This is a genomic window from Bradyrhizobium sp. YCK136, from assembly GCF_044570075.1.
Taxonomy (GTDB): Bacteria; Pseudomonadota; Alphaproteobacteria; order Rhizobiales; family Xanthobacteraceae; genus Bradyrhizobium; species Bradyrhizobium diazoefficiens.
The window spans coordinates 1,610,846-1,622,512 of the sequence record NZ_CP172424.1; the positions used below are offsets into that span (position 1 = coordinate 1,610,846).

The 11,667-nt window shown below is 65.5% G+C and carries 8 protein-coding genes and 1 pseudogene; all 9 read right to left on the minus strand.

Annotated features, from left to right (window positions below; all coding sequences use genetic code 11):
- Window positions 1–2 precede the first annotated feature (2 nt).
- The 9 genes and pseudogenes from rbbA to ACFLEY_RS07655 all read right to left on the minus strand — a co-directional run bounded on the left by rbbA (window position 3) and on the right by ACFLEY_RS07655 (window position 11,634).
- Window positions 3–2,777, minus strand: a complete 2,775-nt coding sequence (gene rbbA, locus ACFLEY_RS07615) for a ribosome-associated ATPase/putative transporter RbbA (RefSeq protein ID WP_060908897.1) — start codon at window positions 2,775–2,777, stop codon at window positions 3–5.
- Entirely contained in the window at window positions 2,774–3,841 is a 1,068-nt protein-coding gene (locus ACFLEY_RS07620; protein ID WP_060908896.1) for an HlyD family secretion protein, read from the minus strand. The genes rbbA and ACFLEY_RS07620 overlap by 4 nt, the downstream gene beginning before the upstream one ends.
- A gap of 208 nt (window positions 3,842–4,049) precedes the next feature.
- Window positions 4,050–5,111: a sugar ABC transporter ATP-binding protein gene (locus tag ACFLEY_RS07625; RefSeq protein ID WP_396604963.1), complete on the minus strand. Its 1,062-nt coding sequence runs from the start codon at window positions 5,109–5,111 to the stop codon at window positions 4,050–4,052.
- A pseudogene (locus ACFLEY_RS07630) lies at window positions 5,106–5,535 on the minus strand (ATP-binding cassette domain-containing protein); the annotation flags it as partial. The pseudogene ACFLEY_RS07630 and the gene ACFLEY_RS07625, both read right to left, overlap by 6 nt.
- Window positions 5,532–6,629: a hypothetical protein gene (locus ACFLEY_RS07635; RefSeq protein ID WP_060908895.1), complete on the minus strand. Its 1,098-nt coding sequence runs from the start codon at window positions 6,627–6,629 to the stop codon at window positions 5,532–5,534. The pseudogene ACFLEY_RS07630 and the gene ACFLEY_RS07635, both read right to left, overlap by 4 nt.
- Window positions 6,626–8,749 (minus strand): SMP-30/gluconolactonase/LRE family protein, encoded by a 2,124-nt coding sequence (locus ACFLEY_RS07640; protein ID WP_011090593.1) that lies wholly within the window; start codon window positions 8,747–8,749, stop codon window positions 6,626–6,628. Before ACFLEY_RS07640 ends, ACFLEY_RS07635 begins: the two co-directional genes overlap by 4 nt.
- Before the next feature lie 80 nt (window positions 8,750–8,829).
- Complete coding sequence (locus ACFLEY_RS07645) at window positions 8,830–9,846, minus strand: sugar ABC transporter substrate-binding protein (protein ID WP_011090592.1); 1,017 nt, start codon at window positions 9,844–9,846, stop codon at window positions 8,830–8,832.
- A gap of 43 nt (window positions 9,847–9,889) precedes the next feature.
- Window positions 9,890–10,861, minus strand: coding sequence for an ABC transporter permease (locus ACFLEY_RS07650; RefSeq protein ID WP_011090591.1), 972 nt, complete (start codon window positions 10,859–10,861; stop codon window positions 9,890–9,892).
- A 20-nt stretch (window positions 10,862–10,881) separates the two neighbouring features.
- Window positions 10,882–11,634 (minus strand): TetR/AcrR family transcriptional regulator, encoded by a 753-nt coding sequence (locus ACFLEY_RS07655; RefSeq protein ID WP_011090590.1) that lies wholly within the window; start codon window positions 11,632–11,634, stop codon window positions 10,882–10,884.
- Window positions 11,635–11,667: the final 33 nt, after the last annotated feature.

Below are 11,667 nucleotides of genomic sequence, written 5' to 3' on the forward strand. Positions count from 1 at the left end.
GGTCAGCGGGCCTGTTTCTTCAGCAGCATTGTGCCGGCTGCCACCAGCACCGGGATCATGACGGCGAGCGCCAGGAGATCGTTGTGGAGAGTCTCGAAACCGAGGCCCTTGGAGAAGGTGCCGCGCGAGATCGTGACGAAATAGGTGGTGGGATAGAGCCGCCCGACCAGTGCGCCCAGGCCCTGGAGCGATGAAACCGGATCGATCAGCCCGGAATACTGGATGGCCGGGATCAGCGTGATCAGCACCGTGCCGAACAGCGCCGCGATCTGGCTGTTCATGAAGGCCGAGATCACCAGCCCCATGCCGGTCGTGGCGGTGACATAGAGCAGGGCGGCGAGCGCATAGGTCGGAAAGCTGCCGGTGAAGGGCACGCCGAAGACGGCGAGCGCGAAGCCGACGAGGAGCAGGAAGTTGCCGAATGCGAGCACGACATAGGGCAGTTGCGTGCCGAGCAGGAATTCCAGCCGCGTCACCGGCGTCACGTAGAAATTGACGATCGAGCCGAGCTCTTTCTCTCGCACCACCGCGAGCGCGGCGAGCACCGCCGGAATCATGATCAGGAGCAGCGGAATGATTCCGGGCGCCATGGCGACGACGCTTCTGACGTCGGGATTGTAGCGGTAGCGGAGCTCGAGCTTGTAGGAACCGGCGATCGCCGCCTCGCCATAGAGCTCGCGGCCCTTCTGCGCGAGCCAGGTGGCGTGGATCGCGTGGGCGTAAGAGCGCAGCGTTTCGGCGCGGGTGGGGTTGGCACCGTCGACCCAGGCGCCGATCTCGACATGGCGACCGCGGCTGACGTCGCGGCCGAAGCCGGGCGGCAGCTCGATGGCGAGGCCAATCTCGCCCGCGCGCATGCGGCGGTCGAGATCGGCGTAATCCGTGATCGGAGGCTTTTCGGTGAAGTAGCGCGACCCCGCGATCTGCAGGCTGTAGTCGCGGCTGATGGCGCTGTCGTCGCGGTCGAGCACGGCGAAGGTCAGGTTCTCGACGTCCATGCTGATGCCGTAGCCGAGCACGAACAGCAGCAGCACACTGCCGAGGATCGCGAGCGTCGCGCGGATCGGGTCGCGGCGCAGCTCGAGCGCCTCGCGCCGGGAATAGGCCAGCATGCGGATCGGATTGAACGTCGCGCTGCTGCGCTTGCGCGGCGGCGTAGCGGTCGCAGCCGGCGCGGGCGATGCGGCCGCAGGCGGGCCGGCTGCATCTGTCGTGTCAGCGATCGCCTCTTCGAGGCAGGCGATGAAGGCCTGCTCCAGCGTGGCGGTGCCGCGCGCGGCCACGATCGCGGCAGGCGTGTCCGACGTCAGCACCTTGCCCGCGTGCATCAGCGAGATCCGGTCGCAGCGCTCGGCCTCGTTCATGAAATGGGTCGAGACGAAGATGGTGACGTTGTCCTTGCGCGAGAGCTCGGCGAGAATCTGCCAGAAGCGGTCGCGGGCGACGGGATCGACGCCGGAGGTCGGCTCGTCGAGAATGAGGATGTCCGGCGCATGGATCATGGCGACCGCCAGCGACAGCCGCTGCCGCAGGCCGAGCGGCAGCGCGTCGGGCAGGGCGTCGGCCACCTCCGCAAGATCGAACCGGGTGATCATCTCGCTGATGCGCGCGGCGATAGTCTCCGCCGACAGCCCGAACAGCCGCGCATGCAGATCGAGATTCTGGGCGACCGTCAGCTCCGAATAGAGCGAGAAGCCCTGCGACATGTAGCCGATGCGGCGGCGCACGGACATATCGCCGGCATCGATCGCATTGCCGAACAGTCGCGCATTGCCCTCGCTCACGGGCAACAGGCCGGTGAGCATCTTCATGGTCGTCGTCTTCCCGCATCCGTTCGAACCGAGGAAGCCGAAGATCTCGCCCTTCCTGATGCGGAAGCTGACATCGTCGACAGCGACGAAGTCATTGAAGCGCCGGGTCAGGTGGTCCGCCTCGATCGCGATCTCGTCATGGTCCGCGCTGCGCGGCGGGATGACGACGCCGGTGTGATTGCCGCGATCGGCCTCCGGCAAGAGACGGATGAAGGCGTCGTCGAGCGTGTCGGCGCCGGTCTGACGCTTGAGCGCGGCAGGCGTTCCCGTCGCCAGCACGCGGCCGGCGTTCATCGCGATCAGGAAGTCGAACTGCGCGGCCTCCTCCATATAGGCGGTTGAGACGATCACGCTCATGCCGGGCCGGCTGCTCCGGATCGAGGCGATCAGCTCCCAGAACTGGCGCCGCGACAAGGGATCGACGCCGGTGGTCGGCTCGTCCAGGATCAGCAACTCGGGATCGTGGATCAGGGCGCAGCACAGGCCCACCTTCTGCTTCATGCCGCCGGAGAGCTTTGCGGCCGGGCGGTCGGCGAAGGGGGTGAGCCCGGTGTCGCGCAAAAGGCCAGCGATCCGTCTGCTTCGTTCCGCCTTGTCGTGTCCGAACAAGCGGCCGAAGAAGTCGATGTTCTCGAACACCGACAACGTTGGATATAGATTCTTGCCCAGCCCCTGCGGCATATAGGCGATATCAGGGCAGACCGTACGGCGATGGCGCGAGCTCGCCATGTCGCCGCCAAGCACATGGATGCGTCCCTCTTGGATCTCGCGAGCGCCGGCGATCAGCGCGAGCAGGCTGGATTTGCCGACGCCGTCGGGTCCGATCAATCCGATCATGCAGCCGGACGGCAGGTCGAGGGTAATGCCATCCAGCGCGCGGGTCTTGCCGTAGCTCAGGCCTACGCCTTCGAGATGCACCACGCTGCCGGGCCCGGCCGGTGCGTCGGCTGCGGCAGTCGCGCTCATCGGGTCACTTTGATCTTGAGATTGTCGGGCCATTGCGCGGCCGGATCGAGCTGCACATAGGCCATGCCGGGCAGGCCGGTCTTCACATGTTCGATGTGCTGGCGCAGCAGCTCGGGCGCGATATGCGCCTTGATGCGGAACATCAGCTTCTGGCGTTCCTCCTCGGTCTCGACGGTCTTGGGCGTGAATTGCGCGACGTCGGCGACGAAGGTGGCCTTGGCCGGGATCACGTATTGCGGGATGGCGTCGAGCACGAGGCGGACCTCGGAGCCGATCGCGACGCGGCCGGCATCCGCGGTCGGCAGGAAGAATGTCATGTAGACGTCGCCGAGATCGACCATGTTGAGGACGCGGCCGCCGGCCGCGAGCACCTCGCCCGGCTGCGACACGCGATACTGGACGCGGCCTTCGCGCGGCGCCTTCAGCACACTGTCGTTGAGGTCGGCGTTGATGCTTTCGATCGCGGCCTTGGCGGCGTCGACCGAGGCGCCGGCATCGATCACCATGGCGCGGGCGGAGCTGATCGCGGCCTCGGAGGCCGCGACCTGGGCCTGGGCGGCGGCAAGCGCTGCCTTCGCCGTGGCGTTGGCCGAGCGGTCGTCGTCCAGCACCTGCTGCGACACCGCATTCGTCCTGATCAATTGCTCGGAGCGATCGAGCTTGCGGCTGGCGGTGTCGAGCTGGGCGATGCGCTGGTCGACCACAGCCTCCGCAGCCCTGCGTTCGGCCTCGCGCTGGTTCACCAGGCTCTTCGCGGTCTCGACATTGATGGATGCGCGCTGGAGCTGCGCTTCAGCCTGACGGCGCTGCGCCTGCAATTGCTCGGTGTCCATCCGCGCCAGAACCTGGCCGGCGTTCACGAAATCACCTTCGTTGACCAGGATTTCGCGAATCCGGCCCGGCGTCTTGGTGGCAATGTCGATCTCGACCGCTTCGATGCGGCCGTTGCCGCGGGCGAAACCTGACGGCAGCGTGTTGGAATCGCGGTGCTGCCAGTAGTAATAGCCGCCGCCTGCAAGCAGGATGGCGATCGCGGCGATGACGCGGCCCGGAGTGAGGTTCATCTGTTCATAACGCCGCGCCGCGGCGCCCACATGTTGAGACACAAAGGTCCGGTCGCTACGGATATCTCCGAGGTGGAAGCCGCGCAGCCGAAGCCGGTCCAACATTGCCGCGATTTTTGCAGCGCAACTTGATGCAGATCAGATTGCGCGACCGTTGCCTCTGCCCAAGGTTCAGGCAGTCGGCTGGCCTTGAGCGCTCTGGCGACGCCTAGTGGATCGCCGCGTACATGATCCTTTCCTCCGTCGCGTCCAGCGCGGAGAATTCCTCCACGACCTTGCCCTGGCGTGAGACCAGGATGCGGTCGGAGAGCGCCATGATCTCGGGCAAATAGGACGAGATGACCACGACGGCCTTGCCCTCGTCGGCGAGCTGGTTGATCAGCTCGTGGATCTCGACGATGGCGCCGACGTCGACGCCGCGGGTCGGCTCGTCGAAGATGATCAGGTCGGGCTCCTGCACCAGCGATTTGGCGATCACGACCTTCTGCTGATTGCCGCCGGACAGCTCGACCACCTTGCCGTGGTCGCCGATGGCGCGAACCCTGAGCTTCTCGATCCAGGTCTTGCCGATGGTCGCGGTTTCCCGCCGCGACAGCATCATGCGGCCCTTGGGAAACTTCGACAGAAGCCCGAGATAGATGTTGCGCGCGATCGAGGACGTCTCGAAGAAGCCCTCGACCTTGCGATCCTCGGTGACATAGGCGATGCCGGCCTTGACCGCCGGCGCCGGCACCCGGTAGCGCACCGGCTTGTCGTGCAGCAGGATCTCGCCGCCGTGGAAGAAGTCGCGCTTCAGCACGCCGGAGACGATCTTGAACGTCTCGGTGCGGCCGGCCCCGACGAGGCCGAATACGCCGGTGATCTGCCCTGCGAACACCGACAGCGAATTGTTCTTCACCATCGGCGCCATCTTCAAATTCTGCACCGTCAGCACGCGCGCGCCGGCCGGCCGCACGCTACGCTTGCGTGCGCCGTAGAGCGTGTTCGACAGGTCGCGGCCGACCATGGCCTGTACGATCGCGGCGCGGTCGAACCTGGCGGCGTCGTCGGTCACGACATGCTTGCCGTCGCGCAGGACCGTGATGCGGTCGGCGAGCAGCAGGGCCTCTTCCAGGGCATGCGAGATGAAGACGATCGAGACGCCGCGCTTCCTGAGGTCGCGGACGAGGTCGAAGAAGTACTTCTTCTCCTCCGGCGTCAGCGACGCGGTCGGCTCGTCGAAGATGATGACCTTGGCGCGGTGCAGGACCGCGCGCGCGATTTCCACCATCTGCTTCTTGGCGGCGCCGAGACCGCTGACCGTGGCGGTCGGCGTGACGTCGAAATTGAGCGACTGCAAAAACTGCTGCGCGGCGATGTAGATTCCGCGCAAGCGGTTATAAAACTTCTCCTGCCCGAGGAATAAATTCTGCGCCACCGTCATGGTCGGCACCAGGCTGTTCTCCTGGAACACCATGGCGATGCCGAGATTGCGTGCCTCCAGCGGCGTCCTCGGTGCGACGTCCGCGCCGTCGACCGTCATGGCGCCCGAGGTCAGCGGCCATGACCTTGGTGAGCGTCGACTTGCCGGCACCGTTCTCGCCGACTAGCGCGTGGATCTCGCCGCGGCGCAGGTCGAAGTCGACCCCGTCGATGGCGGGAACGCCGGCGTAGAGTTTTGTCGCCTTGCGCAGCGAGAGCATGATGTCGCTCATTGGCAAAACTCCTCGGCAAGGCCGGCCAGTGGCAGTCGCAGGACACGGCCAGGTCCCTTGGCGATCAGGACGAGGTCGTCGCCCATCTCGATGGCCGCAACGATTCCGTGATTGACGCCGTCAACCCGGCTGTGCAGCGAATAGAGCGGCTGGCCATCGGCGTTGAGACGGATGACGAGTCCGTAGGATCGCGGCGGCGCCCACGGCTTGATGACGCCCATGGTCTTGATGTGCGCGCCCTGCATCGGCTCCTTGAACGAGAGGCCGGAGCGCAGGCGCGGGGCAACCCAATACGCCGGATCGATCTCCGTCATCATGCGGCGGCGATAGGCCGGCTCACGCAGCACGAACTCGATGAGCTGGGTGCGCGCGGTGAAGGCGGTGAGCCAGTAGCCGCCGCCCGCGGCTCTTGTCAGTCGCGACGGATAGACGGGCAGGTGGGCGAGCACGATCCGGGGCGATGCGCCCGGCGTCACCAGAACGAGGCGGTGGCGCCAGCTCTCGCTGACCAGCACGCCGTTGCCATGCGCGCAGGCGCCGAAGGCATGGCCGAGCCCCTGGGCCAGCGCCGTCACGGATTTGCTGCCGGGATCCAGCCTGAACACGCGGCCGCTCCGGTTGAGCTCCATCAGGTCGCGCGCCCAGTCGTCGACGCCGCATGTCGCCGAGCCGTCCGTCGCAATCAGCGTGTTGTCGCCCGCTGGCGCGAGCGCGTTGACGGCATTGAAGGCGGCGTCGGTAAACGTCACGCTTGGCTGTTCGGCCGAAGGGCTTGCATAGAGACGCACCTCGCGTCCCCCGAGCGCCACGGCAAGGCCGCCTTCGGGAAGGACACACAACGCCGAGATCGGCCGATCGAAGGTGCGGATCTCCGAGGGCGAGCCGCCATTCAGGCACATCAGTCGCGGACCGTCCGCAATGAAGAGGTTGCGGCCATCGGTGGCGAGGTCCTCCGGCGCCTCGCACGTCAGCAAGGTGCCGGCGGCTTCCAGCTTCTGGTTGGGCTTCAAGGCACCGTCGAAGGACGGCACCGTGATGGTGGCTTCGCCGCGCCCGAGAAAGCGGTTGGCGAATTCTCTGACGGCTGCGATCACGACAGCTTCCCCCACCGCTTGTCATACTGGACGAAGTCGGGATCGGCGTTGTCGAGCTTGTAGCGGCCGATCCGGTTGTTGGCGATGCCGCCGAGATAGAGGTAGCCGCGATGCTCGCGCATCGAGGTGATCATCGGATGGTTTTCGCCGCGCAGGTCCCAGAACGATTCGAGGATCTTGCCCTGCTCGTTGAACTTGACCACGCAGCCCGTGTTGATGTTGGGGAACAGCCACTCGTCGACCGGCACGCGCTTGGCCATGCGGCGCCGGAAGCCGGGCATCTTCCAGGCGAGGTCGAGCGAAGGGCTGCGCATGCCGACCAGCGCCAGCCAGTAATTGCCGTCGGAGGCGAGGTTGATGTTGTCGGGGTAGCCGGGGAGGTTGTCCATCACCACCTCGACCGCGCCCTTCTTCGGTCCTGCGAACCAATAGCGCTTGATCGAGCAGCCAAAGGTCTCGGCGAACAGGATCGACTGGCCGTCGCTGGCCACGCAGATGCCGTTGGGAAATTTGAGGCCGCGCAATTCCGTCCGTGTCGCGCCGGTCCTGGTGTCGTAACAGATGATGCGGCCGTTGCCCCGCGCCTCGAGGCCATCGATTGGCCACTCGTCCATCTCGTAGCGCACGGTCGCCTCGGAGAAGAAGATGAGGCCGTCGTCGGTAATGTCGAGGTCGTCGGCGAGCCGAAGGCGGCTGTCGTCGTTGACCGAACGCATGCTGCGGTTGGTCTCGTCGGTCGCCTTTTCCACGGTGCCATCGGGCTTGATGCGATAGAGCCCCATGCCGCCGATGCAGATGTAGAGATTGTCCTCGCGATCGAAGGCCATGCCGAGCGGCTGGCCGCCGATATGGGCGAATACTTCCATCTTCTGATAGTCGGGCGCGAGGAAGCGGATGATGTCGCCGTGGCGCGAGCCCGCATAGAGGTTGTCGTGGCGATCGAGGATGACGTCCTCCGGCGCCTCGATGCGGCCAAGGCCGATCAATTCGACATCGCGCAGCTTGTCGTTCTGCTCGAACGGGCCGCCCTGCCCGATCTCGGTCGGGGGAGGCGGCGGCAGCGCGTGGTAGGTCGGGGCGACGTAGACCTTGCTGATGATGCGCGTCCGATTCTTCTGCCAGCGGATGTCGACCATCGCGGCGACGAGCAGGATGCCGGCGAGCGCCATCCGGTTGACGCCGCCGCGCGCGTTCATGGTCGTGAGACCATTGGTGATCAGGAGCACGATCAGGACCCCGACCGCGGATTTGGCGACCGAGCCCTTGCCGCCGCCGAGCGTGATGCCGCCCAGCACCGTCGCGGTCAGCACGATCACCTCGAGGCCGACGCCGATGTCGCCGCCGACGGTGCCGAGCCGGGAGGCGAAGAACAGCGCGCCGATGCTGGTCAGCACGCCGCTTGCGACGTAGCAGAGCGCGATCGTGCGACGGACGGGAATGCCGGAATTGTACGCCGAGCGGCGCGAGCCGCCGATCGCGGTGATGTGCCAGCCGGGCCGCAGCCGCGTCATGAAGATATGGCCGAAGATGGCGATGACGATATAGACCAGCGCCACGGTCGGGATGCCGAAGATGCTGCCGCCGCCGATGAAGTCCCAGGACGGGATGTCGGGGAAGGCCGACGCGATGGCGTTGGAGTAGCGCTGGATCAGGAGGTCGTAGGCCGAGCGGTAGATGATCAGGGTGATCAGCGTGGTGATGAAGGCGCGCAGCCGCAGATAACCGATCAGGACGCCGTTGACGGCGCCGAGCAGCGCACCGCAGAGCAGCGTGGCGGCCACCACCGCCGGGACCGGCCAGCCCAGCACGTCGAGCAGATAGAGCGCGCAGAAATCCGTCAGCGCGAAGATCGAACCGACGGACAGATCGATGCCGCCGACGATCACGACCAGCGCCAGCCCGAGCGCGATGAAGCCGATCTCTCCGGCCTGGCGCGCGGTGTCGGCGAGGCTCGCCGGCGACAGGAAGTTGTCGATGGACCGGCTGAGCGCGAGGCCGACGATCAGCAGCAGGATGACCGGGATGGCCGTCTCGGTCCATCGCTTGGACAGGATTTCGCCAAGCAGATGATCGGGCCAGTAGCGGTAACGCAGGCTTGTCAGGGTGTCGCGCATCGGCATTCCGGCGGGGCATGGAAGATGTTGGGAGCGAGGTCCCCGAGACCGCAACGGCCCAGGGGACCTCGAGCGTCAGCGTCGAACTATTTCTTGAGGTCGCTGAGATTCCAGCAGGCGGTCTGGCTGTCGGCGTTCTCCTTGGTGATCGGAATCAGCGTGGTGTATTCCGAGCCCTTGACGGAGCCGGGCTTGACGCCCGACGACAGCAGCCATTTGATCGTGCCTGCCATCTGTGCCGCCTGGGTCGGCACGTCGTAGCTCATGTTGAGATCGAACGCGCCCGACTTCACCAGTTCGCACGCGCCCTTGCGTTCGCCGCCGCCCGAGGTGGCCAGGAATACCTTGCCGGTGAGCCCGGCTTCCTTCACGGCCGCCGCGGTGCCGATATCCATGCCGTCCCAGAAGCCGACGATGCCGCAGAGATCGGGGTTCTGCTTCAGCACCGTTTGCGTGATCGCCTTGGCCTTGGCGGCGTCCCAATCGGCGGCCTGGCTCGACACCACCTTGATCTCGGGATGCTTGGCGAGCACGTTCTCGACGCCTTTGAGCGTATAGGCGCTGGCGGCCGCCGACAGCGCGCCCTGGATGATCGCGATCTTGTTCGATTTGCCTTCGCAGGCCTTGACCACGCCTTCGGTCTGGCGTTCGCCGATCTCGACCCAGTTGGCACCGACGAAGGCGGAGCTCCGATAGGCAGAGCCCATGTTGATCTGGATGACGTAGATGCCTTCGTTCTCGGCGCGCTGGAGCAATTTGGCATAGGTCTGCACGTCCGGATTATGCACCACCATCACCGCCGGCTTCTCCGAGATCAGCGAGGTGACGGCCTGCGCGCCGGCATTGGTGTTCCAGTTGGCGTCGCGGATCACGAACTTGACGCCGAGCGGCTCGAGCTCCTTCTTCAGGCCGGCATACCAGCCCTCGGTGAGGTCGAAGTTCATCGCGACCGGAACATAGGCCACGGTCTTGCCGGCCAGCGCTTCCTTGAACGGCTTCTGGAACGGCTCGTCCAGGCCCTGCTGGGCCAAAGCCGGTGCGGTCATGGCCGCAAGGCCCAGTGCTGCAACGATGGCCTTTGTCGGGCTGCCGAGATGCTTCATTGCTTCCTCCTTGGTTGTGGTTGTCGTTATCTCGTTGGGTCGGTCAGATGTCGCCCTGCTGCGCCGTCTCCTCGTTGCGCGGATTGAGGAAGGAATCGGTGATGACGGCGAGCAGCAGAACCACGCCCTTGATGAGATTCTGCCCGGCGTAGGAGATGTCCATGATGGTCATGCCGTTGAGCATCGTGCCGATCAGGAGCGTGCCGATCACGACGTTCAGGACGCCGCCGCGGCCGCCCGATAGCCCGATGCCGCCGAGCACGACGACCAGAATGACGTCGTAGATGAGCGTGGAGTTGAAGATGCGGGTCGGCATCGAGTTGACGGATGCAGCCAACACGAGGCCGGCGAAGCAGCCGATCAGGGCGGCGATCACATATTGCAGGACGATGATCGGGCGGGAGGGAATGCCGGTGACGCGCGCGGCGAAAGGGTTGTCGCCGATCGCATAGATATAGGCGCCCCAGCGCGTCTGGCGCAGCAGGAAAGCCACCACGATGCAGGCGATCGCGAACATGATGATCGACGTCGGGATGCCGAGGATCGTGCCCTGTCCGAGCCGCTCGAAGCCGTCCATGCCGGGGCTCCACTGCACGACGTCGAGCTGGAACAATGCGGCCTGCCCGAGACCGGCGAGGAGCAAGCCGGTCGCGAGCGTCGCGAACAACGAGGGAACCTCGGCGTAGGCGATCAGCCAGCCATTGACGAGTCCGAAGGCGATCGTCAGCAGCACGGCGGTCAGGAGCGAGGCCGGCAGCGAGTGGCCGTTCTGCACCATCTGCAAGACCAGCCCCGGCGGCACGGCGAGCGCGGCGATCAGCGAGATGTCGATGCCGCGTCCGATCACGACGATCGCCATGGCAAGGCCGAGGATGCCGAGCACGGAGACGTTCTGGAGCAGCGTCAGCATGTTCTCCGGGGTGAGAAAGCCGCGCAGGAAGATCGAGAATACCAGGAACAGCAGCGCGAAGACGGCGAAGACGATCTCTTGCTGATTGAACCGGAAACGCTTCATCGCCTGGCCCTTCCTGCGGACTATGGGTGCGCCATCTGCTTTGGCCGCGAGCGTGCCCTGGCGGACGAGCGTCCGTTGGCGCGGGTGCCACTCGACAAGGCGGCGCTCACGAAGTTGCCGACGCCATCGATGTATCCGTCGATCGACGTGCCGCGTTTGCGGTACTTGGCGCGCTTGACGTACCAGTCCTGCAGCAGCGGCTTGATCAACGACGCCGTGAGCCTGACATGGTCGATCGTGAAGGCGCCGCTGGCGACGCCCTGCCTGAGGACGTCGGCGATGATCTTCTCGGTCATGGCTTCCATGTCGATCGCGCGCTGACGTTCCGCCGGCGGAAAGGACTTCGCCTCCATGAAGGCGAAGACGAACCAGGGCTGCATCGCCTCGCTCATGCGGATATGGGTCGCGATGATCCAGTCGAGGTGCCTGTGGGCGTCATTCCTGACGTCGTCGGGAGGCGCCGTCAGAACCTCGGTCGCCGTTGCCGCGACCTCGCCGAGGATCATCGACAGGAGCCTGGGCTTGCTGTCGATATACGTATAGAGGCCGCCCATGCTGAGGCCGGAGGCCTCCGCGAGCTGGCGCAGCGTCGTGGCGTGAAAGCCCTGCTTGTTGGAGAGGGTGAGGGTTGCGCCGATGATACGCGCGAGATTTGCGACGGCAAGACGTGGCTTCTGGACGCGGATTGAGTCGCGGTGACGTTCCAGAATGCGCGTGCACAGCGCTTCCGTCGAGAACGCGTTCGTCCAAGGTCGTCGGCGCGCGAGATTCACGCTGCCTCCCCAAATTTCTTCCCGGGTCTTTTG